Source organism: Streptomyces sp. NPDC002513, from assembly GCF_053595355.1.
In genome coordinates this window covers 80732-106188 of the sequence record NZ_JBSFXK010000009.1, presented here as the reverse complement: position 1 = coordinate 106188, position 25457 = coordinate 80732, and the positions used below count along the sequence as shown (strand labels likewise).

Below are 25457 nucleotides of genomic sequence, written 5' to 3'. Positions count from 1 at the left end.
ATCATGTGGAGGAGGCGCTGTGAGCAGCGACCCGTGGGGCCGCGTCGACGAGACGGGGACCGTGTACGTGCGAACGGCCGACGGCGAGCAGGTCGTCGGTTCCTGGCAGGCCGGCTCCCCCGAGGAGGCGTTGGCCTACTTCGAGCGCAAGTACGAGGGCCTGGTGGTCGAGATCGGCCTCCTCGAGAAGCGAGTGCAGACCACCGATCTGTCGGCGAAGGACGCCCATGCCGCGGTCGGCCATCTGCGCGAGCAGGTGGACGCGCACCATGCGGTCGGCGACCTGGCCGCGCTGCGGACCCGTCTGGACAAGCTCCTGGAGACGGTCGAGACGCGCCGTGAGGAGCGCAAGGCGCAGCGGGCCCGGCAGTCCGACGAGGCGCGTCACGCGAAGGAGGCGCTGGTCGTCGAGGCCGAGGAGCTGGCGCAGTCCGACCAGTGGCGGGCCGCCGGTGAGCGGCTGCGGGCGCTGGTGGACACCTGGAAGGGGCTGCCGCGGCTCGACCGGAAGTCGGACGACGACCTGTGGCACCGCTTCTCGCACGCCCGGTCGGCGTTCTCCAAGCGCCGCAAGGCGCACTTCGCGCAGCTCGACGCGCAGCGCGAGGACGCCCGCAAGGTCAAGGAGAAGCTGGTCGCCGAGGCCGAGGCGCTGTCGGGCTCGACGGACTGGGGTCTGACGGCGGCGCGCTACCGCGAGCTGATGGCCGACTGGAAGGCGGCGGGCCGCGCCCAGCGCGAGCACGAGGACGACCTGTGGAACCGCTTTCGCGGCGCTCAGGACGTGTTCTTCGCCGCCCGCGGCTCGGTGTTCGCCGAGCGGGACGCCGAGCAGGCCGAGAACCTCAAGCTCAAGGAGGAGCTGGCCGAGGAGGCGGAGAAGCTGCTGCCGATCACGGACCTGAAGGGTTCCCGTGCCGCCTTCCGCTCGGTCAACGAGCGCTGGGAGGCCATCGGCCATGTGCCGCGGGACGCCCGGGCGCGGGTCGAGGGCCGGATGCACGCGGTCGAGCGGGCCATCCAGGAGGCCGAGGAGGCCGAGTGGCGCCGTACGAACCCCGAGGCGCGGGCGCGTGCCGAGGGCCTGACCGGCCAGCTGCAGGCTGCGGTGGACAAGCTGAGGGGCCAGATCGAGCAGGCTCGGGCCGCGGGCAACAACGCGAAGGCCGAGAAGCTGGAGAAGGAGCTGGAGGGCCGCCAGGCGCTTCTGGAGCAGGCCCTCAAGGGTTTGCAGGAGTTCGGCGGCTGATCCTTCCAGGCAGAAGCTGACCCTTCCGGGCAGAACAGTGGGCTCCCGTACGGTGCGTACGGGAGCCCCTTCGCGTGTGCCGGGCCGGGGCCCTGCCCGACACCGGCCGGTCCGGCGGCTCGGGCGGTGTCGGTCAGTCCGACGGCCTGCGGGCCGACGTCACGCGGTACACGTCGTACACGCCCTCGACGCCCCGTACGGCCTTCAGCACATGGCCCAGGTGTTTCGGGTCGCCCATCTCGAAGGTGAACCGGGAGGTGGCGACCCGGTCGCGGGACGTCTGCACCGCGGCCGAGAGGATGTTGACGTGCTGGTCGGACAGGACCCGGGTCACGTCGGAGAGCAGCCGAGAGCGGTCCAGCGCCTCCACCTGGATCGCGACCAGGAAGACGGACGACTGCGTGGGGGCCCATTCCACCTCGAGGATGCGCTCGGGCTCACGCGACAGCGACTCGACGTTCACGCAGTCGGTGCGGTGGACCGACACGCCGCTGCCGCGGGTGACGAAGCCGATGATGGGGTCGCCGGGGACGGGCGTACAGCAGCGGGCCAGTTTGACCCAGACGTCCTCGACGCCCTTGACCACCACGCCGGGGTCCTGGCTGCGGCGCCGCTTGCGGCCGCGGCTCCGGGTCGGCGGAACGGCCTCGTCGATCTCCTCGGTGGCGGCCTCCTCGCCGCCGAGCGCCTGCACCAGCTTCTGCACGACGTTCTGCGCCGCGACATGGCCCTCGCCGATCGCCGCGTACAGCGACGAGATGTCGGGGTAGCGCATCTCGTGGGCGAGGGTCACGAGCGAGTCACCGGTCAGGATGCGCTGGATCGGCAGGTTCTGCTTGCGCATGGCCCGCGCGATGGCGTCCTTGCCCTGCTCGATCGCCTCGTCGCGCCGCTCCTTGGAGAACCAGCCCCGGATCTTGTTGCGGGCGCGGGGCGACTTCACGAAGCCGAGCCAGTCGCGGGACGGGCCCGCGCCGGGCGCCTTGGAGGTGAAGACCTCCACCAAGTCGCCGTTGTCCAGGGTGGATTCCAGCGGCACCAGCCGGCCGTTGACCCGCGCGCCGATCGTCCGGTGGCCGACCTCCGTGTGGACCGCGTACGCGAAGTCCACCGGGGTGGCCCCGGCCGGCAGCGCTATCACGTCGCCCTTCGGGGTGAAGACGAAGACCTCGTTGCGCGACAGGTCGAAGCGCAGGGACTCGAGGAACTCGCTCGGGTCCTCGGTCTCCTTCTGCCAGTCGAGCAACTGCCGCAGCCACGCCATGTCGTTGACGGCGTCGTGGTCCTTGGCGTTCTTGGTGCTCGAACGGGGCGCGTCCGTACGGATCTTGGAGGCGCCCGCCACGGCCTCCTGCTTGTACTTCCAGTGCGCGGCGATGCCGTACTCGGCGCGGCGGTGCATGTCGAACGTGCGGATCTGCAGTTCGACGGGCTTGCCGTTGGGGCCGATCACCGTCGTGTGCAGCGACTGGTACATGTTGAACTTGGGCATCGCGATGTAGTCCTTGAACCGCCCCGGAACCGGGTTCCAGCGGGCGTGGACCGTGCCCAGTGCCGCATAGCAGTCGCGGACCGTGTCGACGAGGACGCGGATGCCCACCAGGTCGTAGATCTCCGCGAAGTCACGGCCGCGGACGATCATCTTCTGGTAGACGCTGTAGTAGTGCTTGGGCCGGCCGGTGACCGTCGCCTTGATACGGGCGGCGCGCAGGTCGCCCTGGACCTCGTCGGTCACTATCGCCAGATACTCGTCGCGCTTGGGCGCGCGTTCGGCGACCAGCCGGACGATCTCGTCGTACATCTTGGGGTAGAGGATCGCGAAGGCGAGGTCCTCCAGCTCCCACTTGATGGTGTTCATGCCCAGGCGGTGGGCGAGCGGCGCGTAGATCTCGAGGGTCTCGCGCGCCTTCTTCTCCTGCTTCTCGCGCTTGAGATAGCGCATGGTGCGCATGTTGTGCAGGCGGTCGGCCAGCTTGATGACCAGGACGCGGGGGTCCTTGGCCATGGCCACGACCATCTTGCGCACGGTCTCGGCCTGCGCGGCCTCGCCGAACTTGACCTTGTCCAGCTTGGTGACGCCGTCCACGAGGAGCGCGACGGTGTCGCCGAAGTCGCGGCGCAATTGGTCCAGGCCGTACTCGGTGTCCTCGACGGTGTCGTGCAGCAGGCCCGCCATCAGGGTGGCCGGGTCCATGCCCAGCTCGGCGAGGATCGTGGTCACCGCGAGCGGGTGCGTGATGTAGGGGTCGCCGCTCTTGCGCTTCTGGCCGCGGTGCCAGCGCTCGGCCACCTGGTAGGCACGTTCGACCTGCCGGAGCGTCGAGTTCTCGATCTTCGGGTCGTTGCTGCGCACTATCCGCAGCAGCGGCTCCAGGACCGGGTTGTACGGGTTGGCGCGCTGGACGCCGAGGCGGGCGAGGCGGGCGCGGACGCGGTTGGAGGAGCCGGAGCGGGCGGACGGGGCCGGAGCGGGACGGACCGCGGGGGTGCGCTCGGCGGGAGCCGGCTTGGGGCGCGGCCGCTCGGCGGCCGGCTCGACGGGCGCCGACTGGGCATGCTCCACCGGCCCGTGCGGGGCGTCCTTCGCGCTGCGCGCGGGCTGGACCGCGGCCTTCGACGACGGGTCGGGCTTGGCGGCGGTCAGATGCTGGGCCTCGTCTGGCAAGAGGGCTCCTCGTGCGCGATCCGGGTCCCCCGGTCAGGCTCCGGAGATCCCATGGTAGCGATCCCGGGCTCCGGGCTCGCCCTCAGGCCGCTGGCACGGTCTGCTACCGGATAAACGCACGAGGCGGGCGCCGGATTCCTCCGGACCCGCCTCGCGGTGTACGGCGGCCTTCCCTGGCCTTGCGCGGGGGTGTCCCGCGCGGGTCTCAGAGCTGTCTCAGACCTGAAGGAGCGCCTCCAGCGGCGCCCCGTCGAGGGCCGGTTCCAGCCGGGTCCGGCCGCCCAGGAAGCCCAGCTCCATGAGCACGGACACCCCGGCGACCTCGGCGCCCGCCCGGCGGATGAGCCGGAGCGAGGCCTCGGCGGTGCCGCCGGTGGCGAGGACGTCGTCGATGACCATCACCCGGTCGGCCGCGGTCAGGTCCTCGGCGTGCACCTCGATCTCGGCCGAGCCGTACTCCAGTTCGTAGGCCTGGCTCAGGGTGGCTCCGGGGAGCTTGCCCGCCTTGCGGACGGGGATGAAGCCGACACCCGCCCGGACGGCGACCGGGGCGCCGAGGATGAACCCGCGGGCCTCCAGTCCGACGATCTTCGTCGCGCCGTGCCGCGCGACGAGGTCCGCCAGTGCGTCGGTGAGCGCGGTGAAGGCGCCCGGGTCCGCGAGGAGCGGGGTGATGTCCTTGAACATCACGCCCGGCTCCGGGTGGTCGGGCACATCGCGGATACGGCTGAGCAGCAGGTCTTTTATGCCGGTGGTGGTGTCGGTCATCGACGCTTTCCTGAGGGTCGGCCGCGGCCGCGGCCACGGGACGCGGGCTGGTGGCGCTGGCCGACGACCGCGGGCATGGCGTCCTCCGGTTCGTCGGAGGTCCGCGTCTCGGCGATCTCGTCCTCGGCGGCGGCCTGGGCGCGCTTGGCGAGGACCCGCTTCCTGAGCGCCTTCATCTGCGGCTCGCGCTCCTTCAGGTCGGCGACGAGCGGCGTGGCGATGAAGATCGACGAGTACGCACCGGCCGCGAGGCCGACGAACAGCGACAGCGAGATGTCGTTGAGCGTGCCCGCGCCGAGGACGCCGCCGCCGATGAACAGCAGGCCGGCGACCGGCAGCAGCGCCACCACGGTGGTGTTGATGGAGCGGACCAGGGTGCTGTTGATCGAGCGGTTGGCCACGTCGCTGTAGGTCCAGCGGGTCTGCTTGGTGAGGTCCTTCGTCTGCTCCTTGAGGCTGTCGAAGACGACGACCGTGTCGTAGAGCGAGTAACCGAGGATCGTCAGCAGACCGATCACCGTACCCGGCGTCACCTCGAAGCCGACGAGGGCGTAGATACCGGTCGTGATGGTGATGTCGTGGATGAGCGCGACCAGGGCCGCGACGGCCATGCGCCACTCGAAGGCGATCGCCAGGTAGATCACCACGAGCACCATGAAGATCGCCAGGCCCTGCCAGGCCTTGCCTGCGATCTGCTCACCCCAGCTGGGGCCGACCAGGTCGGCGTTGATCTGCTCGGAGCCGACCTTCAGGTCCTTGGCCAGCGTGTCCTTGATCTGGTCGGACTTGTCGGTGTCGACCCCCGCGACCTGGATGCGCAGACCGCCCGTGCCGAGCTTCTGCACGACGGCGGGGTGACCGGAGGCGTCCTGGGCGTACGTCTCGGCCTGGGCCACCGAGACGCTCGTCCTCGGGGTGGTGAAGATCGCCCCGCCCTGGAACTCGATGCCCATGTTCAGACCGCGCACCGACAGGCCCACGATGGCCGTGATGGTGATCAGGATCGAGATGCCGTACCAGATCTTGCGGTTGGCGACGAAGTCGTAGCCGACCTCGCCTCGGTGGAGCCGGGCGCCGAGGTTGCCGAGCTTCGACATCTCTCACGCCTCCTTCGGGTCGACGGGGGCGGAGGGACGACGAGTGCGGCGCAGGGGCGGCTTGGCGCCGAGGCGCTTGGGGTCGAGGCCGGACCAGCTGTGTCCGTTCGCGAAGAACGAGCGACGCGCGAGGATCGCCATCAGCGGCTTGGTGAAGAGGAAGACGACGACCACGTCGAGGACCGTGGTCAGGCCCAGCGTGAACGCGAAGCCCTGGACCTTGCCGACGGTGACGATGAACAGCACCGCGGCGGCCAGGAACGACACGAAGTCGGAGACCAGGATGGTGCGCCGGGCGCGCGGCCAGGCACGCTCGACGGCGGGCCGCAGCGTACGGCCCTCGCGGATCTCGTCCCGGATGCGTTCGAAGAACACGATGAAGGAGTCCGCGGTGATACCGATCGCGACGATGGCACCGCACACCGCGGGCAGGTTCAGCGCGAAGTGGATCGTGGGGCCGAGCAGCGCCATGATCACGTACGTGAGGGTCGCGGACACCAGGAGGGACGCGACGGCCACGAGCGACAGACCGCGGTAGTAGACCACCAGGTAGATCACGACCAGGGCCAGGCCGATGGCACCGGCGATGAGACCGGCCTGCAACTGCTCGCCGCCGAGCGCCGCGGTCACCGTGGTCACGCTCGACTCCTTGAAGGTGAGCGGGAGCGCGCCGTAGGACAGCATGTTGGACAGGCTCTGGGCATCGGTCTGGGTGAAGCTGCCGGAGATCTCCGCGTTGCCCCCGGTGATCGCCGTCTGGACGTACGGGTGGGAGACGACCTCGTCGTCGAGGACGATCGCGAACTCGTTCTGCGGGGAGCTGTTCTTGGAGAGCTGGCCGGTGACGTCGGCGAACTTCTTCGCACCGCTGGAGTTGAAGGTCATCTGGACCTGCCAGCCGGCGGCGCCCTGGGTGTCGAAGACGGCCTGGGCCTTCTTGACCTCCGTGCCGTCGACCGCGACCGGGCCGAGGATGAACTTGTTCCAGACGTTGTCGTCCTTGCCGCAGGCAACGGTGGGATCGCCGGGCTTGGCGTCCTTGCCGGCGGTGGCGCGCTGCTCGGGCTTGCTGCAGTCGAGGGTGGCGTACTGGGCCTGCAGCTTGCTCGCGTCACCCGACGCGCCGCTCGCGGACGGCGACGGGCTGGCCGCGGCGTTTGCGGGCGCGGAACCGGTCGCGGAGGGGGTGGCGGCACCGGTCGCCGACGGCGTGGCCGAGCCGGCCTTCAGCGCGTCGGTGACGGGGCGGCCCTGCGTGGTGGCGGAGGCCGTCGGGGTGGCGGTGGAGCCGGAGGTCGCCTTGCCCGTGCTGCCCGCCTTGGCGCCGCTGCTCGACGCGCTCGGCTTGGCGCTGCCGCCGGCGCTCGGGCTGCCGCTCGGGCTGGCCGCGGTGGCGGGGCCGGTGGCCTCGCGCTGAAGAACCGGACGGAAGTAGAGCTTCGCGGTGGTGCCGACCTGCGCCCGGGCCTCCGTGGAGTTCATGCCCTTGGGGATGTTGACGATGATGTTGCGATCGCCCTGGGTCTGCACCTCCGCCTCGGACACGCCCAGACCGTTGACACGGCGGTTCATGATGTCGACCGCGGTGTCCATGTTGGTCTTGTTGATCGCGTTGGGCTGACCGGGCTGGTTGACCGCCGTCAGCGTGATGCTGGTGCCGCCGGCGAGGTCGATGCCGAGACGCGGAGTGGTGTGCCCGGAGGCGAACATTCCCCCGGTGAGCGCCACGATGGCGATCAAAATGAGGGCCAGCGAGCGCCCCGGCCTGCTCTGGGCGCTCGCGCTACGGCCCTTCTTCGGTGCTGCCACCTTCTCGTACTCCCTCTCGGGCCGGCCGGCGCCGGACGGGCGCGCGGTCGGCCATGACATGGTGTCGGGACTCCGTGGGGGAATGACACGTCCCGGAAGCCATGCGGCGCGAGCACTGCGCGCCGTGCTCCCGGGGCGTGACTACTTCGCGTCGGACTCGCCGTCGGTCTTCTTCGGCTCTGCCGCGTCGGTCTTCTTCGGCTCTGCCGCGTCGGTCTTCTTCGGCTCTGCCGCGTCGGCCTTCGCGCCGGGCGTCTCGTCGGCGTCGTCGTCGGCCGCGTCCTTCTTGCCGAGGTCGACGGGGGCGTCGGCGACGGGCTCGTCCGTCCCGGTGAGGGAGGAGATGTCGTCCGGCACGACGGCGCCGTCGGCCTTCAGGTCGTGCTCGATGCCGTGGACGATGCGGTTGTACTCGTCGTCGGTCAGGACGGCGCCGATCGCGTTCTTCGCGAAGAGCAGGTCCACGCCCGGGCCCGCGTCAAGGAGGACCGTGTCCTCGTTGACCTCCTTGACCGTCGCGTACATGCCCCCGATCGTGCGGACGCCGGAGCCGGGCTGCATCTCGTTCCGCATGCTCGCGGCCTGCTGCTGCTTCTTCTTGGCCGAGCGCGTCATCAGGAACATGGCCGCGATGAGCACAATGAACGGGAGAAGGGTCAAGGTATTCACGGGACGGAATTTCCTTCGCACGACCGCTCGATCGGCGGCCTGGTGGATGGGGGTGGTCGGCACCGCCCACAAGGGCGGCATCGGCGGAGTCTAAGCGAGTCCGCACGCATGGAACAACGCCCAGCATGGCACCCGGGTTCCTGCCCGTGCGAGTCCCGCGCCGTCACGCCCCGAACAGGTCCTGTTGTCCGTTTCCCCCGGTCGTGCCCCCGGTTCCGCCCCCGGGCGCGCCGTTCGGAGCGGTGAGGCCGAGGTGGGCCCAGGCGGCCGGCGTGGCCACCCGCCCGCGCGGGGTACGGGCGAGCAGGCCCTCCCTGACCAGGAAGGGCTCGGCCACCTCTTCCACGGTCTCACGTTCCTCCCCCACCGCGACCGCGAGCGTCGAGAGCCCCACGGGGCCGCCGCCGAACAGTTTGAGCAGGGCCTGCAGGACGGCCCGGTCGAGGCGGTCCAGGCCCCGCGCGTCCACCTCGTACACCCTGAGCGCCGCAGCGGAGATCTCGCGGTTGATCACTCCGTCGGCCTTGACCTGCGCATAGTCCCTGACGCGCCGCAGCAGCCGGTTGGCGATACGGGGTGTGCCGCGGGAGCGTCCGGCGATCTCCGCCGCGCCGTCGGGGTCGATCTCGACATCGAGCAGGCCCGCCGAGCGGTGGATCACGCGCTTCAGTTCGGCGGGTTCGTAGAACTCCATGTGCGCGGTGAAGCCGAAGCGGTCGCGCAGCGGGGGCGGCAGGAGGCCCGCGCGTGTGGTGGCGCCGACCAGGGTGAACGGCGGCAGCTCCAGGGGAATGGCGGTGGCGCCGGGGCCCTTGCCGACGATCACGTCGACCCGGAAGTCCTCCATCGCCATGTAGAGCATCTCCTCGGCGGGCCGGGACATGCGGTGGATCTCGTCGAGAAAGAGGACCTCGCCCTCCTGGAGGGAGGAGAGGATCGCGGCGAGGTCGCCGGCGTGCTGGATGGCGGGGCCGCTGGTGATGCGGATGGGGGCGCCCATCTCGGCCGCGATGATCATCGAGAGCGTGGTCTTGCCGAGGCCGGGGGCACCGGACAGCAGTACGTGGTCGGCGGTGGCTCCCCGGGCGCGTGCCGCGCGCAGCACGAGGTCGAGCTGTTCACGGACCTTCTCCTGGCCGATGAACTCGTCCAGGTCCTTGGGGCGCAGGGCGGCCTCGACGGCCTGGTCCTCGCGGTCGGCGACAGAGCCCACCAGCCGCTCGGAGGCGGCGGTGTCGGTCGTGTCGTCCCAGTTCATGGAGTGTGCCTCGCGGTCTCGTGGTGGCGCGGATGGTTCAGCGGGCGCGGTTCAGGGTCTGCAGGGCCGCCTTCAGGAGCGCGCCCACCTGGGGCGTGCCCTGACCGGCCTCGGCCTGCGGGGCGACCGCGGCCACGGCCTCGTCCGCCTCGCGGGTCGCGTATCCGAGGCCGATCAGGGCGGCGTGCAGTTGGTCGCGCCAGCCGGCGGTGACCGGCGCGCCGACCACGGGTGCGCCGGTCGGCTCGCCCAGGCGGTCCTTCAGCTCCAGCAGCAGTTTCTGGGCCCCCTTCTTGCCGATGCCGGGCACGGCCGTGAGGGCCTTCTCGTCGCCGGTGGCCACGGCGCGGCGCAGGGCGTCCGGGGCGTGGACGGCCAGCATCGCCTGGGCCAGGCGGGGGCCGACGCCGCTCGCGGTCTGCAGCAGCTCGAAGACCTGCCGCTCGTCGTCGTCCGCGAAGCCGTACAGCGTCAGGGAGTCCTCCCGGACGACCAGGGAGGTGGCGAGCCTGGCCGGCCGGCCCGTCCGGAGTCCGGAGAGGGTGTTCGGCGTGCACTGGACGGTGAGGCCGATGCCGCCCACCTCGACCACGGCGGAGTCCGGGGCGAGGGCGGCGACCGGGCCGCTGACGAAGGCGATCATGGGGTACGGCCTTTCGAGGCGTGCAGGGCGAGGGCCTGCTGGAGTCGGTTCTCGGCGGGGGCGCGCCAGATGTGGCAGATGGCGAGCGCGAGGGCGTCCGCGGCGTCGGCGGGCCGGGGCGGTGCGTCCAGCCGCAGCAGCCGGGTGACCATGGCGCCGACCTGGGTCTTGTCGGCTCGTCCGGTGCCGGTGACGGCGGCCTTGACCTCGCTGGGGGTGTGCAGGGCGACGGGGATGCCGCGGCGGGCGGCGCAGAGCATGGCGACGGCGCTGGCCTGGGCGGTGCCCATGACCGTCCGCACGTTGTGCTGGCTGAAGACGCGCTCCACGGCGACGAACTCCGGTTGGTGCGTGTCCAGCCAGAGTTCGATGCCCCGCTCCACGGCGACCAGGCGGTGGCCCAGGTCGGCGTCCGCCGGCGTACGGACGACGCCGACGCCGAGCATTGTCAGCGGCCGGCCGGGCACGCCCTCGACGACGCCGATGCCGCACCGGGTCAGTCCCGGGTCAACCCCCAGTACGCGCACCCCCGTGTCTCCCTTCGCTCTCCCCCCAGCCATCGCTGGGCGGTACCCCGGTTCGGGCAGGCTATCGGGTGCCACTGACAACGACCGGCAGAGCGACGGGCCGACGGGGGTGTCCCGTCGGCCCGTTCGGTTCGCGGCGGCGCTAGTGCTGCGACCGGAAGGGTTCACCGGCTCGCGGCGTCCGGTACGGCACCTCGCCGCGTTGTCGCATCACCCGAGTACATCCGGTACGCGGGCGATGCTCCGCCTTGCGATGCACCGCACCGGACGCCGCGAGCTTCCCGGCGAACCTTTCCAGCCACAGCACTAGACGCCGACCTTCTCCATGACCTCGTCGCTGACGTCGAAGTTGGCGAAGACGTTCTGCACGTCGTCGCTGTCCTCGAGTGCGTCGATCAGCTTGAAGATCTTCTTGGCGCCCTCTTCGTCGAGCTCGACCTGCATGGTCGGCACGAAGTTGGCCTCGGCGGAGTCGTAGTCGATCCCGGCCTCCTGGAGGGCGCTGCGGACCGCGACCAGGTCGGTGGCCTCGCTGATCACCTCGAAGGACTCACCGAGGTCGTTGACCTCCTCGGCGCCCGCGTCGAGCACGGCGCCCAGGACGTCGTCCTCGGTCAGCTCGCCCTTGGGGACGATCACGACGCCCTTGCGGTTGAACAGGTACGAGACGGAGCCCGGGTCGGCCATGGAGCCGCCGTTGCGGGTCATGGCGACGCGGACGTCCGAGGCGGCGCGGTTGCGGTTGTCGGTGAGGCACTCGATGAGTACCGCGACGCCGTTGGGGCCGTAGCCCTCGTACATGATCGTCTCGTAGTCGGCGCCGCCGGCCTCCAGGCCCGCGCCGCGCTTGACCGCCGAGTCGATGTTCTTGTTCGGGACCGACTGCTTCTTGGCCTTCTGGACGGCGTCGTAGAGTGTCGGGTTGCCGTCGAGGTCCGCGCCTCCCGTCCGGGCCGCGACCTCGATGTTCTTGATCAGCTTCGCGAAGAGCTTGCCGCGCTTGGCGTCGATGACGGCCTTCTTGTGCTTCGTCGTAGCCCATTTAGAGTGGCCGGACATCTGCCTGTCTCCTTCGCGTAACCCATCCTGTACGAACTCCCCCAGGCCTGAAGGACCAGGGGGGACCCCGGAGATCCTACAAGGACTCCGGCGTCCGGTCGGCGCGCACCATGTCGACGAACAGCGCGTGCACGCGGTGGTCGCCAGTCAGCTCCGGGTGGAACGACGTGGCCAGCGCGTTGCCCTGGCGTACGGCCACGATGTGACCGCCGTACTCGGCGAGCACCTCGGCCTGGGCGCCCACGGACTCGACCCAGGGAGCCCGGATGAAGACGCCCTCTACAGGATCGCCCTCGATGCCGGCGACGTCGACCGCCGCCTCGAACGACTCGTTCTGCCGTCCGAAGGCGTTGCGGCGCACGATCATGTCGATGCCGCCGACGGTCTCCTGGCCGGAGCGCGGGTCGAGGATCTTGTCGGCGAGCATGATCATGCCCGCGCAGGTGCCGTAGACGGGCATGTCCTCGCGCACGCGCGCGCGCAGGGGTTCCATCAGCCCGAAGAGAACGGCCAGCTTCGAGATGGTGGTGGACTCGCCGCCGGGGATGACGAGGCCGTCGACCTCGGCGAGTTCTTCGGGGCGTCGCACCGGCCTGGCCACGGCGTCGGCCGCGGCCAGGGCGATGAGGTGCTCCCGTACGTCGCCCTGGAGGGCCAGGACGCCTATGACGGGTGTGTCGGTCATGTACGTGATGTCCTCAGTGGGGTCGTGCGGTGTCCGGCCGAGGTGCGTCCTACCAGCCGCGGTTGGCGTAGCGCTCGCTCTCGGGGAGGACGTCGCAGTTGATGCCGACCATGGCCTCACCGAGGTTGCGGGACGCGTCGGCGATGACCTTGGGGTCGTCGTAGAAGGTGGTGGCCTTCACGATGGCGGCGGCACGCTTGGCCGGGTCGCCGGACTTGAAGATGCCGGATCCGACGAACACGCCCTCGGCACCGAGCTGGCGCATCAGCGCGGCGTCCGCGGGGGTGGCGACACCGCCGGCGGAGAACAGCACGACCGGGAGCTTGCCCAGCTCGGCGACCTCCTTGACCAGCTCGTACGGGGCGCGCAGGTCCTTGGCGGCGGCGTACAGCTCGTGGTTGTCGAGGCCGCGCAGACGGGCGATGTCACCCTTGATCTGGCGCAGGTGGCGCACGGCCTCGACGACGTTGCCGGTGCCGGCCTCGCCCTTGGAGCGGATCATCGCGGCGCCCTCGGCGATACGGCGCAGGGCCTCGCCCAGGTTGGTGGCACCGCAGACGAACGGCGTGGTGAAGGCCCACTTGTCGGAGTGGTTGACCTCGTCGGCCGGGGTGAGGACCTCGGACTCGTCGATGTAGTCGACGCCCAGGGCCTGCAGCACCTGCGCCTCGACGAAGTGGCCGATCCGGGACTTGGCCATGACCGGGATGGACACGGCGCTGATGATGCCCTCGATCATGTCCGGGTCGGACATGCGGGCGACGCCGCCGTCCTTGCGGATGTCGGCCGGGACCCGTTCCAGGGCCATGACGGCGACGGCGCCCGCGTCCTCGGCGATCTTCGCCTGCTCCGGCGTGACGACGTCCATGATCACGCCGCCCTTGAGCTGCTCGGCCATGCCTCGCTTGACGCGGGCCGTGCCGGTCTCGGGGGACTGGGGGGTGGAGAGCGTGCTGGACACGGGTTCGACCTCACTCAGGAAAAAGGCTGATTTCTGCTGGACCGAGGAAACGCCCGGTGAACGGACCACGGCAAGGGCCAATGGGGAGGCGGTGGATCGTTTTGGACGACCGCACAACCCGCGCCGCCCGCTACGGCACGGTCCGCCGTCCTTACACGATCAGCCGGTCCGTCAGCGCCGCCGGGGGCTCGTCGTCCATCTCGAAGGCCATCGGGAACGGGGCGTGGCCGGCCAGCCGGAACCAGCGCACCTTGCGGTGGCGGCGCAACGCCCGGGCCGCGCGTACGGCGTCGTTGTGGAACCTCCGGGCCATCGGCACCCGGCGCACGGCCTCGGTCAGCTCATGGGCCGCCGCCTCGCCGCCGGGCGCCTCCCGCACCGCCTCCACCTGCTGCGCCTCGCCGAAGACGGCCCGCAGCGCCTGGCTGAGCTCGCTCTCGGCGACCTCCCGCTGCTCCTCCTCCGCCTGCCGGGCCGCATGGGCGGCCTCGTACAGCACGATCGACGCGGCCGGATCGAGCACGCCCGAGGTCGCCAGCTCCTGGGCGACGGAGGCCCGGCGCAGCAGCTGGGCGTCGAGCGCGGCGCGTGTCGCGTCGATCCGGGAGTGCAGCCGGTCGAGGCGGCCCGCGGTCCAGCTCAGATAGAGGCCGATCGCGACGACGGCGACGAGGATCCAGATGAGGGTTGCGGTCACGGGCGGCAAGGCTACCGGGCGGCCCGGCCGCGGGGCCCGCGTGCCGGGCTCAGTCCCGGACCAGGCCCAGGCGGGCCCGCAGGCCCGTCCGTTCGTCCGCGGCCACCGCGGCCGCGCCGTCCGTCACCGTCTCGTAGACCGACAGGATGTCCGCACCGACCGTGGACCAGTCGAAGCGCCGCACGTGGGCGCTGCCGCGTGCTCGCAGTTCCGCGCGGCGTTCCGGGTCCGCCAGCAGCCGCAGGGCGGCGTCGGCGAGCGCGTCGGCGTCCTCGTTGGCGAACAGCTCACCGGCCGCCCCCTGGTCGAGGACCTGGGCGAAGGCGTCCAGATCGGAGGCGAGCACGGGCGCGCCCGCCGACATCGCCTCGACCAGGACGATCCCGAAGCTCTCGCCTCCGGTGTTGGGCGCCACGTACAGGTCGACGCTGCGCAGGAAGCGCGCCTTGTCCTCGTCGCTGATCATGCCGAGGAACTCCACGCGCGGGCGCAGCCCGGCGGGGAGCGTCGCCACCGCCTCCTCGGCGTCGCCGCGGCCGGCGACCAGCAGCCGGGTGTCCGGGCGTGCGGCCAGGATCTTCGGCAGGGCCTTCATCAGGACGGGCAGCCCCTTGCGGGGCTCGTCGATGCGGCCTATGAAGCCGATCGTGTTGCCCGCCGGGGTCCCACCGCCCTCGACGGAGCCCCGCGCCTCGTCCGACTGCCATTCGGCCTTGGCCTCGGCCTTCGCGAAGAAGTCGACGTCCACGCCGTTCGGGATCACCACGGCGTCGCCGCCGAGGTGTTCGACGAGCGTGCGCCGCGCGTACTCGCTCACCGCGATGCGCGCGCTGATCTTCTCCAGGGCCGCCTGCAGGATCGCGTAGGCGGCGACCATCGCCCGCGAGCGCGGGTTGGAGGTGTGGAAGGTCGCCACGATCGGGCCCTGCGCCGCCCAGCAGGTCAGCAGGCCCAGCGACGGCGAGGCGGGCTCGTGGATGTGGATCACGTCGAACTCGCCGTCGTGCAGCCAGCGCCGCACCCGGGCCGCGCTGAGGAAGCCGAAGTTCAGCCGGGCCACCGAGCCGTTGTACGGCACCGGGACCGCGCGGCCGGCCGAGACGACGTACGGCGGCAGCGGGGTGTCGTCGTCCGCGGGGGCGAGGACGGAGACCTCGTGCCCCAGGCGGATGAAGTACTCGGCCAGATCGCGGATGTGGAACTGGACGCCGCCCGGCACGTCCCAGGAGTACGGGCAGACGATGCCGATCCTCACTCCGCACCCTCCCGGGGGTCCTTGTTCCGGGGGTCCTTGCCGGGATCCAGGTCGGCGAGCCACAAGCGCTGAAGCATGTGCCAGTCCTCCGGATGCTCGGCGATCCCCGTGGCGAAGGCGTCTGCCAGCGCCTGTGTCATGACAGACGTCTTCTCGGCCCGGGTACCTGTCTCGGGTACCTCGATCGGGGGATGTACGCGCCCGCGCATGACGGGCGAGTCGTCGTACCAGAGTGTCACCGGCAGCAGCAGCGCGCCGGTCTGCTGGGCGAGCAGCGCCGGTCCCGCGGGCATCCGCGCCGTCTGGCCGAAGAAGGTGACCTCGACTCCGGAGGCCGACAGATCGCGGTCGGCGACCAGGCAGACGAGTCCGCCGTCGCGCAGCCGCCGGGCCAGGGTGCCGAACGCGGAGCCGCCGCTGTGCGGCAGCACCTCCATGCCGAGGCCCTCGCGGTAGGCGACGAAGCGGTCGTAGAGCGTCTCGGGCTTGAGCCGCTCGGCGACCGTCGTGAACGGCGTCCGCAGCTTGGTGGTGACCCAGGCGCCCGCCAGGTCCCAGTTGGCCAGGTGCGGCAGCGCGAGGACGACGCCCTTGCCCGCGGCCAGTCCGTCGGTGAGGAAGTGCAGGTCCTTGGGGTCGAAGCCGTCCTCGACGCGCGCCGCGCTCCAGGCCGGGAGGCGGAAGGACTCCATCCAGTAGCGCAGATACGAGCGCATGCCCGCCCGGGACAGCTCGGCCAGCCGCTCGGGACTCGCGCCGGGCACCACGCGCGCGTAGTTGCTCTCGAGCCGCAGTACGCCCTTCCCGCGCCGTCTCCAGGCGACGTCGGCGATGGTCCGGCCGAGCCGGGTGGCGACGGGCTCGGGCAGGGTCCTGACCGTGCTCCAGCCGAGTCCGTAGAGCCCGTCGGTGAGCCGCTCCCGCGGGCTGGTCACGTCGTCGCCCCGCTCTCCTGACCGTCCTTCACTGTGCCGTCCCGCTTCTGTGCGAGGCGTTCTGGTTCCGGTGGCCGGACGCCGCCGCGTCCGCCTCGGCGGACTCCCGGCGGACCGTGACGACCCGCTGGATCAGCGTGATCAGGCTGCCGACGGCGACGACCCACAGCGCGATCGGCAGCAGCACCTGGATGCCGGGCACGCCGAACGTGTGCAGACCCGCGAACCCGGCCGCGACCAGTGAGATGACCAGCCGCTCGGCCCGCTCGACGAGCCCGTTCACGGCGACGGGCAGGCCGATCGACTCGCCACGGGCCTTGGTGTACGACACCACCTGGCCGCTGGCCAGGCAGAAGATCGAGACCGCGCACAGGACGTTGTCGTTGCCGGTGCCCGCGTACCACAGGGCGAAGCCGCCGAAGATCGCGCCGTCGGCGACCCGGTCGAGGGTGGAGTCCAGGAAGGCGCCCCAGCGGCTGGAGCGGCCGAGCTGGCGGGCCATGTTGCCGTCGACGAGGTCCGAGAACACGAACAGGGTGATGACGACCGTGCCCCAGAAGAACGCGCCCCGGGGGAAGAAGACCAGCGCTCCCGCGACCACCCCGGCGGTGCCGATGAGCGTGACAGTGTCAGGACTCACGCCCCTGCGGATCAGAAACGCGGCGAACGGTGTGAGGACACGCGTGAAGAATGCACGCGCGTACTTGTTCAGCATGGCCTTCCCGACGGTCGGTGAGCCGCGCGGCCCCTGCTGGCCACCGGCGCGCCCATCGTAGCCACGCTCGTCCGTGCGCGACGGACGGGCACCCGCAGCCGGTGTCACGTCCCGGGGGCGCCGGGGCCCCCGGGGCGGACGCGGCGGGCGCTCCCTGCCCGGGTGGCGGGATCCCGTCCCTCGTATGGACGCACCGTGACGGGAGTGCAAAGCTCGAAGACACCGCGGGCGTCACCGGAGCCGCCTACCGCACGCGGGTCCGCATGTCCGCGCCCACAGTGACCTCACCGTGCACGGGAGGCAAGGCCATGGGCGACAAGGCGAACGCACACCCCGGAGCCGCCGGCAGGGCTACAGCGGCCGACCACCCCGCGTCCGTACGGAATGTGGTGCTGGTCGGCCACAGCGGATCGGGCAAGACGACTCTGGTGGAGGCTCTCGCGCTGACGGCGGGAGCGGTGAACCGGGCGGGCCGCGTGGAGGACGGCGGCACCGTCTCCGACTACGACGAGATCGAGCACCGGCAGCAGCGTTCGGTGCAGCTCTCGCTGGTCCCCGTCGAATGGGACGGGATCAAGATCAATCTGCTGGACACTCCCGGATACGCCGACTTCGTCGGAGAGCTGCGGGCCGGTCTGCGTGCGGCGGACGCGGCCCTCTTCGTGGTCTCGGCCGCGGACAGGGTGGACGGTTCCACCCGCATGGTCTGGGACGAGTGCGCGGCCGTCGGCATGCCGCGCGCCCTCGTGATCACGCACCTGGAGGCCGCCCGGGCCGACTTCGAGGAGATGACCCGGGTGTGCGCGCAGGAGTTCGGCGCGAACGACCCCGACGCCGTACTGCCCCTGTACCTGCCGCTGCACGGCCCCCAGGGTCCCGACGGGCACGCGCCCGTGACCGGACTGGTCGGGCTGCTGTCGCAGAAGCTGTTCGACTACTCCTCCGGCGAGCGCAAGGAGTCGGAGCCGGGGCCCGAACACCTGCCGCTGATCGAGGACGCCCGTAACCGCCTCATCGAGGGGATCATCTCCGAGAGCGAGGACGAGACCCTCATGGACCGCTATGTGGGCGGCGAGGACATCGACCTCGGCACGCTGGTGCAGGACCTGGAGCGGGCGGTGGCGCGCGCGGCCTTCTTCCCGGTGCTCGCCGCCGCGCCCGCCGCCGAGGGCGCCCGCCAGGGGCTCGGTACCGTCGAGCTGCTGGAGCTGATCACGGGCGGTTTCCCCACCCCGCTGGAGCGGGAGGCGGCCGCGGTCACCACCCCGGCCGGCCGGCCCCGTGAACTCGCGCTCTGCGACCCGTCGGGGCCCTTGGTGGCGGAGGTCGTCAAGACGTCCTCCGACCCGTATGTGGGCCGCGTCTCGCTGGTCCGCGTCTTCTCCGGCACCCTGCGTCCCGACGAGACGGTCCATGTCTCCGGGCACGGGCTGACCGACCGCGGCCACGAGGACCACGACGTCGACGAGCGCGTCGGCGCCCTGTCCGTCCCCTTCGGCAAGCAGCAACGGCCGCTGGCGCAGTGCATCGCGGGCGACCTGGCGTGCGTGGTGAAACTGAACCGGGCCGAGACCGGGGACACCCTCTCGGCCAAGGACGACCCGCTGCTCATGGCGCCCTGGGAGATGCCGGACCCGCTGTTGCCGCTCGCCATCCAGGCGCACAGCAAGCCGGACGAGGACAAGCTCAGCCAGGGGCTCTCCCGGCTGGTCGCCGAGGATCCGACCATGCGGCTCGAACAGAACCAGGACACCCACCAGGTGGTGCTGTGGTGCCTGGGCGAGGCACACGCGGACGTCGCCCTGGAGCGGCTTCGCAGCCGCTACGGGGTCCAGGTCGACGTGGTGCCGCACCAGGTCTCCCTCCGGGAGACGTTCGCGGGCGCGTCCGGCGGGCGCGGACGGCACGTCAAGCAGTCCGGCGGGCACGGCCAGTACGCGATCTGCGAGATCCAGGTGGAGCCGCTGCCCGGCGGCTCCGGCATCGAGTTCGTCGACAAGGTGGTCGGCGGGGCCGTGCCCCGGCAGTTCATCCCGTCCGTCGAGAAGGGCGTGCGTGCCCAGGCCGCCAGGGGCGTGGCCACCGGGAACCCCCTCGTGGACGTCCGGGTCACGCTCCTCGACGGCAAGGCGCACTCCGTGGACTCCTCGGACGCCGCCTTCCAGACGGCGGGCGCGCTCGCCCTGCGCGAGGCGGCGGCCGACGCGACGATCCACCTCCTGGAACCGGTCGCCGAGGTCTCGGTGCTCGTCGGCGACGACTACGTCGGCGCCGTGATGAGCGACCTGTCCACGCGCCGCGGCCGGGTCCTGGGCACCGAACAGACAAGTGGCGGCCGGACGCTGGTACGGGCCGAGGTGCCGGAGATCGAGATCGGCCGGTACGCCGTCGACCTCCGCTCCCTCTCGCACGGCACGGCACGCTTCAGCCGCTCCTACGCGCGGCACGAGCCGATGCCGCCGCAGCTCGCCCAGAAGATCCGCGAACAGGCGCAGCACACGTCGTAGTTGGGCCTGCGCGATGTGCTCCCTCCCTCCGGCGGGCGGCTTCTTGGCCGTCCGCCGACGCATGTCCGTGGCTGCGGATACGCTGATGACCTGATCAAGTTGAGACGCGATCACCACGATGACCTGTTCAACAGGTGTGCGGGGCAAGGGATTCGGGAAGGCCGCAGAAGCGGGTTCAGCGGCGAGGGGGCGGCAGTGACGGACGGATTCGATTTCAGCCCCGGGGCACAGGTGCCCCTCTCGGGCTCCGCGGGCCAGACGGCGGCGACCTACGCCCTGGCCTCGGCGGCCTACCGGGACGCGAAGGTGGAGACGATCCTCGACGCCAACAACGAATGGCACGAGTCGAAGGTCAGCCCTCCCCGTCCCTGGGCCAAGCTCTTCCGGCCGAACCTCGGCGAGGCCTTCTCGCTCGCGGTGCGGGACCGCATGCTGGGCGCCGGCCGCAAGCCGCTCATCCAGTCCTTCGGCACCGAGCCCCAGGTGATCGTGGAACACTGCCTGGCCGCCCACCGCATCCGCCGGGAGCGGGACAACTGGCTCTCGGCGGTGACCGTGCTGTGCGGGGTGCTGTTCCTGCCCGGGCTGCTGCTGTGGCTGCTGGTCTTCCAGATCCGCGCCACCATCGCCAAGCGGGACGACAAGCGCGGGTCCGCCCTCGGCACCGCGCTGCTGGTCGCGGTGGGCGCCGCCGCCGTGATCTTCCTGATCCGGATGCCGTTCACGGGCTTCTGGGCGTGGTACGGGCGCGCGGCCGTCATCGTGCCCGTGATCGGCTGGTACTGGGCGAAGCGGATCTGCGAGCGGACCGCGCAGGACCTGCGCGAGCGCTGGGCGAGCCTGCTCGCCGGCGGCGGCCTCGGCGCGAAGATCCCCGAGGCGGTGCCGGGCAGCCCCGGGGAGAACTCCGCCGAGCGGCTGCGCCAGGCGCTCGTCCGGCTGAGCGCCGAGCAGCGGTCCAACTCGGTCTTCTACGCGGGGCCGAAGGGCGTCCTCGGCATGGGCACGCGCTGGGGCAGCTGGCAGCTCGCCGAGGACCTGGTGCCGCGTGACGCGGGCAAGGAGATCCATCCGTTCCGCAGCTGGGACGTGATCAAGGCCATTTACGACCAGCTGAGCATGCTGGAGCGCGGCCCGCTGAACACCGGCGGCTTCCCGACCCCGTCGGTCAAGCACTGGATCGTCAGCCCGATCGGCGAAAAGGCCTCGGAGGTGTCCCGCCCCGAGGGCACGGACGTGGACGCGTACCAGATCAAACCGCACGCGATACAGGAGATCTGCAACAAGCAGCAGTTCGGCAGCGGTGAGCGGCACTACCTCGGGGTCCAGTGGACCCTGTGGGACGGCCAGCTCGTCCTCACCATGCTGATCACGGTGACGGTGCTGCACGAGACGCTGCGCATCGAGGTCACCGGGCACGCCCTGGGGCCGGTGAACTCGCTGTTCACGAGCAAGCCCTCGGCGCCGACCAAGAAGGTGCAGAAGCAGATCAGGTTCTGGGAGTCCCGCACGGTGAAGCTCCCGCTGGTCGACACGGACGAGGTGGTACGCCTGGCGGTCCGCGCCCCGCTCACCTGGTACCCGCCGGTGCTGAACTGGCTGGGCGGCTCGCTGACCCTGCCCGAGCCGTTCGGTCTGCGCCACGCCTGGGCGGACCAGCCCTGGCGGCACCGCTTCATGGCGGACGACGCGCTGCGGGCGGCCACGCCGGTGCTGCGGGTGGTGCACGCGGCGGCGCTCCGGGTGCTGGAGGAGAACGGGGTGAACACGGAGAAGTTCGGGACGCGGTCGGCGTTCCTCAGCTCGCAGGTGCAGGACCCGATGCCGCGGAAGGCCGACGTCTACGACGCCTAGCTGGGGCCGGTCTCCAAAGACACCCGACTATGCGATGGGCGGATGTGGGCCACGCCGGTACGCGCGACCGGGGCTTGTTCGGGTCGCCTGTGGCCCACATCCTCCAAACACTCCGCCGGCGACTGGCGGGACGGGTGAACTGCGCGTTCCTGCGCCAGCCGCAGGTGTCGCAGCCAAGGGTGCGCTGCATCCCGGCCCGCCGCACCCGCACCACGTGCTCGCGCCCGTGCCGGTCCTGGCTGCTGACCTTGCTCGTGTTGATCTGCGGCATGACGCCTCCAGGGAGTACCTGTCCGCTCGCGCAGCAAGGAGTGCGCAGCAACCGGAAGATCAACGGTGTGTAGGGGGCGCTTTCGCACGGCGAGTTGACGGACCGGCCGCAGCAGTTCACACCATCGCCCGTCGCATGGTTGGCTGCCGGTATGGCTGAAGACTTGGAGATCGTCGCATTCGAGTCCGCCGAGGCATTCGAGGAATGGCTCAGTGAGCGACACGCGTCCTCGGCCGGTCTGTGGCTGAAGATCAGGAAGAAGACGCCGGGAGCGGCTGCCCTCGACTACGCCCAGGCACTCGACGTGGCGCTGTGCTACGGCTGGATCGACGGGCAGAAGAAGAAGTTCGACGACGAGAACTGGCTGCAGCGCTTCACTCCGCGTACGCCACGGAGCAAGTGGTCCAAGGTCAACCGGGACAAGGCGAAGACACTCATCGAGTAGGGGCGGATGCGTCCCGCAGGGCTGGCCGAGGTGGAGCGAGCCAAGGCCGACGGTCGCTGGGACGCCGCCTACGACGGTGCGAAGACGGCGTCGGTACCGGAGGACCTCGCCCGCGCCCTGGCGGCCGACCCGGCGGCGGCGGAATTCTTCGCCACCCTGGACAGTCGGAATCGCTATGCGGTTCTCTACCGTGTCCAGGATGCCAAGAAGCCGGAGACGAGGGTGCGCCGGATCGAGAAGTACGTGGCGATGCTCGCCGAAGGGAAGAAGATCCGTCCCTGAGGAACGGCGGTTGAAACCCTGCCGCCCCTGATCCGCCAGGGGCTGTCCGGCGGATCAGGGAGCAGCCGGGCCACGACGCCTGGTCGGCCCCGGGTGAGCGGGACCCGGCGCGGCCGGCCGCGAGGCGCAGGAGGGCGTCGACGCGACGGGGCGAGCGTCGCGCCTGGGCACTAGAACCAGCACCCGAGGTCGTCCGGCCTCGGCCGGACGACCGGGCGGCGCGGCCGGACCCGGGGCTGGTGCCCCCGGGTGCCGTTTCCGGCGCTCTCGGTGCTCCGGGCTCGAGGGCCCCGGAGCACCGGACGGGCCGTGTTCCCCCGCCCTACGCGGTCGGCCAGGCCTCCGCCAGCATCGTGCGGGTGTCGGCCAGCAGCTGCGGCAGCACCTTCGTGTGGCCGACCACCGGCATGAAGTTCGTGTCTCCGCCCCAGCGCGGCACGACGTGCTGGTGCAGATGGGCGGCGATGCCGGCGCCGGCCACCGCGCCCTGGTTCATGCCGATGTTGAAGCCCTGGGCCCCGGAGGCCTGGCGCAGAGCGGTCATCGCCTGCTTGGTCAGCTCGGCCAGCTCCGCGGTCTCCGGCTCCGTGAGATCGGTGTAGTCGGCGACGTGGCGGTAGGGCACGACCATCAGGTGGCCGCCGTTGTACGGGTACAAGTTGAGGACCGCGTACACCTGCTCGCCGCGCTTGACGATCAGCCCGTCCTCGTCGGACTTGGCCGGAATGGCGCAGAACGGGCAGCCGTCGTCGGCCCCCGGACCGCTCGGCTTGTTCTCGCCCTGGATGTAGGCCATCCGATGGGGCGTCCACAGGCGCTGGAACGCGTCCTGCGTCCCCACTCCGATCTGCTGCTCCGGCTCACTCGTCATGAAGTGCAGCATATGGCTTCGCTCGTTCACGGCGTGTCGGCGGGGCTCGGACACAACGGTCCGAAGCGGTGACGGGCCGGGCAGTGGGCTTGGAGGACCACCGCGTCAGCGAAGGGGAGAACGAACCGCGGGGAGGACGACGAGGGCCCCTGGGGCGCTGAACTCCCCGGGGGCCCTCACCTCGCGTACGGGTCAGACGTACGCCTTGGACGTGCGGATCAGACCTGTGCCCGCTCCTCGACGACCTTCACGATCTTCGCGATGGCCTCGTCGAACGGGATGGCGTTCTCCTGCGAGCCGTCCCGGTAGCGGAAGGACACCGATCCGTTCGACATGTCCTCGTCGCCCGCGATGACCATGAAGGGCACCTTCTGCTTCTGGGCGTTGCGGATCTTCTTCTGCATACGGTCCGAGGAGGAGTCGACCTCGACGCGCAGGCCCTTCTTCCGGGCGGCCTCGGCGAACCCGTGCAGGTACTCGACGTGCGCGTCACCGATCGGGATGCCGATGGCCTGGACCGGCGCCAGCCACGCCGGGAAGGCACCCGCGTAGTGCTCCAGCAGCACCGCGAAGAACCGCTCGATGGAGCCGAAGAGGGCACGGTGGATCATCACCGGGCGCTGCTTGGAGCCGTCGGCGGCCGTGTACTCCAGGTCGAAGCGCTCCGGCAGGTTGAAGTCCAGCTGAACCGTCGACATCTGCCAGGTGCGGCCGATCGCGTCCTTGGCCTGGACGGAGATCTTCGGGCCGTAGAAGGCGGCGCCGCCCGGGTCCGGGACCAGCGGCAGGCCCTGCTTCTCGGCGACCTGGCGGAGGGTCTCGGTGGCCTCGGCCCAGGCCTCGTCGGAGCCGACGTACTTCTCCGGGTCCTTGGTGGACAGCTCCAGGTAGAAGTCGGTCAGGCCGTAGTCGCGCAGCAGGTTCAGCACGAAGGTGAGCGTCTTGTCGAGCTCGTCGGCCATCTGCTCGCGCGTGCAGTAGATGTGCGCGTCGTCCTGGGTGAAGCCGCGGGCCCGGGTCAGGCCGTGCACCACACCCGACTTCTCGTACCGGTACACGGTCCCGAACTCGAACAGGCGCAGCGGCAGTTCGCGGTAGGAGCGGCCGCGCGCGTCGAAGATCAGGTTGTGCATCGGGCAGTTCATGGGCTTGAGGTAGTAGTCCACGCCCTCGTCGAGCTGCATGGGCGGGTACATGCCGTCGGCGTACCAGTCCAGGTGGCCCGAGGTCTCGAAGAGCTTCCCCTTCGTCGCGTGCGGGGTGTAGACGAACTCGTAGCCCTCTTCCTCGTGGCGGCGCCGCGAGTAGTCCTCCATCACACGGCGGACGATGCCGCCCTTGGGGTGGAAGACGGCGAGGCCGGAGCCGATCTGCTCCGGGATGGAGAACAGGTCCAGCTCGCTGCCCAGCTTGCGGTGGTCGCGCTTCTCGGCCTCGGCCAGGAAGTCCAGGTACTCCTTCAGCTCGTCCTTGGACGGCCAGGCCGTGCCGTAGATGCGCTGGAGCATCGGGTTCTTCTCGCTGCCGCGCCAGTAGGCGGCCGCGTTGCGCATCAGCTTGAACGCCGGGATCAGACGGGTCGAGGGCAGGTGGGGACCGCGGCAGAGGTCCTTCCAGCACAGCTCGCCGGTCTTGGCGTCCAGGTTGTCGTAGATCGTCAGCTCGCCGGCGCCGACCTCGACGTCCGCGCCGTCCTCGCTGGACGCCGAGCCCTTGAGGCCGATCAGCTCCAGCTTGTACGGCTCGTCCGCCATCTCCTCGCGGGCGGCCTCGTCGGTGACGACACGGCGGGAGAAGCGCTGGCCGCGCTTCTGGATCTCCTGCATCTTCTTCTCGACGGCCTTGAGATCCTCGGGCGTGAACGGCCGCGCGACGTCGAAGTCGTAGTAGAAGCCGTCCTTGACCGGCGGGCCGATGCCCAGCTTGGCCTCGGGGAAGATCTCCTGCACGGCCTGCGCCAGCACATGCGCGGTGGAGTGGCGCAGGATGCCCAGACCGTCCTGGGAGGAGATCTCGACGGCTTCGACGGTCTCGCCGTCCTTCACCTCGTACGCGAGGTCCTTCAGTTCGCCCGCGACGCGCGCGGCGATGATCGAGCGCTCGCCGGCGAAGAGGTCGGCGGCCGTAGTGCCCGTCGTCACCACGCGCTCTTCCCGCTCGGAATCGCGTTGGATGATCACACGGACGTCTGACACCGGTCTCTCCTGACTGCTGGTGGATGCGGCGCCATACCTG

20 protein-coding genes and 1 pseudogene are annotated in these 25457 nt (G+C 70.8%); 4 read left to right on the top strand and 17 right to left on the bottom strand.

The window, feature by feature from the left end:
• The first annotated feature begins 19 nt into the window (after positions 1–19).
• On the top strand, positions 20–1249 hold the full coding sequence (locus tag ACWD5Q_RS09275) for a DUF349 domain-containing protein (RefSeq protein WP_451426394.1): 1230 nt from the start codon (positions 20–22) through the stop codon (positions 1247–1249).
• A 133-nt stretch (positions 1250–1382) separates the two neighbouring features.
• Here the strand turns inward: ACWD5Q_RS09275 and ACWD5Q_RS09270 are convergent, their stop codons facing one another.
• From ACWD5Q_RS09270 to pgsA, 15 genes are all read right to left on the bottom strand, one after another.
• A complete protein-coding gene (locus ACWD5Q_RS09270) occupies positions 1383–3914 on the bottom strand; it encodes a RelA/SpoT family protein (RefSeq protein ID WP_451426393.1) in 2532 nt (843 codons plus the stop codon).
• Positions 3915–4130: 216 nt separating this feature from the next.
• Positions 4131–4682: an adenine phosphoribosyltransferase gene (locus tag ACWD5Q_RS09265; protein ID WP_451426392.1), complete on the bottom strand. Its 552-nt coding sequence runs from the start codon at positions 4680–4682 to the stop codon at positions 4131–4133.
• Positions 4679–5779 carry a protein translocase subunit SecF gene (secF, locus tag ACWD5Q_RS09260; RefSeq protein ID WP_451426391.1) on the bottom strand — a complete coding sequence of 367 codons (1101 nt, stop codon included), beginning with the start codon at positions 5777–5779 and terminating at the stop codon, positions 4679–4681. The genes ACWD5Q_RS09265 and secF overlap by 4 nt, the downstream gene beginning before the upstream one ends.
• A 3-nt stretch (positions 5780–5782) precedes the next feature.
• Entirely contained in the window at positions 5783–7588 is a 1806-nt protein-coding gene (gene secD, locus ACWD5Q_RS09255) for a protein translocase subunit SecD (protein WP_451426448.1), read from the bottom strand.
• Positions 7589–7729: 141 nt separating this feature from the next.
• Positions 7730–8257: a preprotein translocase subunit YajC gene (yajC, locus tag ACWD5Q_RS09250; RefSeq protein ID WP_451426390.1), complete on the bottom strand. Its 528-nt coding sequence runs from the start codon at positions 8255–8257 to the stop codon at positions 7730–7732.
• A gap of 163 nt (positions 8258–8420) precedes the next feature.
• Positions 8421–9515 (bottom strand): Holliday junction branch migration DNA helicase RuvB, encoded by a 1095-nt coding sequence (gene ruvB, locus ACWD5Q_RS09245; RefSeq protein WP_451426389.1) that lies wholly within the window; start codon positions 9513–9515, stop codon positions 8421–8423.
• 37 nt (positions 9516–9552) lie between these two features.
• The gene (gene ruvA / locus ACWD5Q_RS09240; protein ID WP_451426388.1) at positions 9553–10158 is read right to left on the bottom strand and encodes a Holliday junction branch migration protein RuvA; all 606 of its coding nucleotides are present in this window, start codon (positions 10156–10158) and stop codon (positions 9553–9555) included.
• Complete coding sequence (gene ruvC, locus ACWD5Q_RS09235) at positions 10155–10685, bottom strand: crossover junction endodeoxyribonuclease RuvC (RefSeq protein WP_451426387.1); 531 nt, start codon at positions 10683–10685, stop codon at positions 10155–10157. Before ruvC ends, ruvA begins: the two co-directional genes overlap by 4 nt.
• A gap of 306 nt (positions 10686–10991) precedes the next feature.
• Complete coding sequence (locus ACWD5Q_RS09230) at positions 10992–11744, bottom strand: YebC/PmpR family DNA-binding transcriptional regulator (protein ID WP_451426386.1); 753 nt, start codon at positions 11742–11744, stop codon at positions 10992–10994.
• A gap of 76 nt (positions 11745–11820) precedes the next feature.
• Positions 11821–12429 carry a pyridoxal 5'-phosphate synthase glutaminase subunit PdxT gene (gene pdxT, locus ACWD5Q_RS09225; RefSeq protein ID WP_451426385.1) on the bottom strand — a complete coding sequence of 203 codons (609 nt, stop codon included), beginning with the start codon at positions 12427–12429 and terminating at the stop codon, positions 11821–11823.
• A 49-nt stretch (positions 12430–12478) separates the two neighbouring features.
• The gene (gene pdxS, locus ACWD5Q_RS09220; protein WP_451426384.1) at positions 12479–13390 is read right to left on the bottom strand and encodes a pyridoxal 5'-phosphate synthase lyase subunit PdxS; all 912 of its coding nucleotides are present in this window, start codon (positions 13388–13390) and stop codon (positions 12479–12481) included.
• Between the two features lie 151 nt (positions 13391–13541).
• On the bottom strand, positions 13542–14087 hold the full coding sequence (locus ACWD5Q_RS09215) for a hypothetical protein (protein WP_451426383.1): 546 nt from the start codon (positions 14085–14087) through the stop codon (positions 13542–13544).
• A 49-nt stretch (positions 14088–14136) separates the two neighbouring features.
• On the bottom strand, positions 14137–15342 hold the full coding sequence (locus tag ACWD5Q_RS09210) for a glycosyltransferase family 4 protein (RefSeq protein WP_451426382.1): 1206 nt from the start codon (positions 15340–15342) through the stop codon (positions 14137–14139).
• The gene (locus ACWD5Q_RS09205) at positions 15339–16277 is read right to left on the bottom strand and encodes a phosphatidylinositol mannoside acyltransferase (RefSeq protein ID WP_451426381.1); all 939 of its coding nucleotides are present in this window, start codon (positions 16275–16277) and stop codon (positions 15339–15341) included. The genes ACWD5Q_RS09210 and ACWD5Q_RS09205 overlap by 4 nt, the downstream gene beginning before the upstream one ends.
• A 28-nt stretch (positions 16278–16305) precedes the next feature.
• A complete protein-coding gene (gene pgsA, locus ACWD5Q_RS09200; RefSeq protein WP_451426380.1) occupies positions 16306–16992 on the bottom strand; it encodes a phosphatidylinositol phosphate synthase in 687 nt (228 codons plus the stop codon).
• 308 nt (positions 16993–17300) lie between these two features.
• Between pgsA and ACWD5Q_RS09195 the strand changes: the two genes are divergently transcribed.
• The 3 genes and pseudogenes from ACWD5Q_RS09195 (at position 17301) to ACWD5Q_RS09185 (ending at position 22351) form a co-directional block, all read left to right on the top strand.
• A complete protein-coding gene (locus tag ACWD5Q_RS09195) occupies positions 17301–19499 on the top strand; it encodes an elongation factor G-like protein EF-G2 (RefSeq protein ID WP_451426447.1) in 2199 nt (732 codons plus the stop codon).
• 195 nt (positions 19500–19694) lie between these two features.
• Positions 19695–21353, top strand: a complete 1659-nt coding sequence (locus tag ACWD5Q_RS09190; protein WP_451426379.1) for a hypothetical protein — start codon at positions 19695–19697, stop codon at positions 21351–21353.
• 422 nt (positions 21354–21775) lie between these two features.
• Positions 21776–22351, top strand: a pseudogene (locus ACWD5Q_RS09185) (YdeI/OmpD-associated family protein).
• A gap of 322 nt (positions 22352–22673) precedes the next feature.
• Here the strand turns inward: ACWD5Q_RS09185 and ACWD5Q_RS09180 are convergent.
• Both ACWD5Q_RS09180 and thrS read right to left on the bottom strand, forming a co-directional pair.
• Complete coding sequence (locus tag ACWD5Q_RS09180) at positions 22674–23234, bottom strand: HIT family protein (RefSeq protein WP_451426378.1); 561 nt, start codon at positions 23232–23234, stop codon at positions 22674–22676.
• 206 nt (positions 23235–23440) lie between these two features.
• A complete protein-coding gene (gene thrS / locus ACWD5Q_RS09175; protein ID WP_451426377.1) occupies positions 23441–25417 on the bottom strand; it encodes a threonine--tRNA ligase in 1977 nt (658 codons plus the stop codon).
• Positions 25418–25457 lie beyond the last annotated feature (40 nt).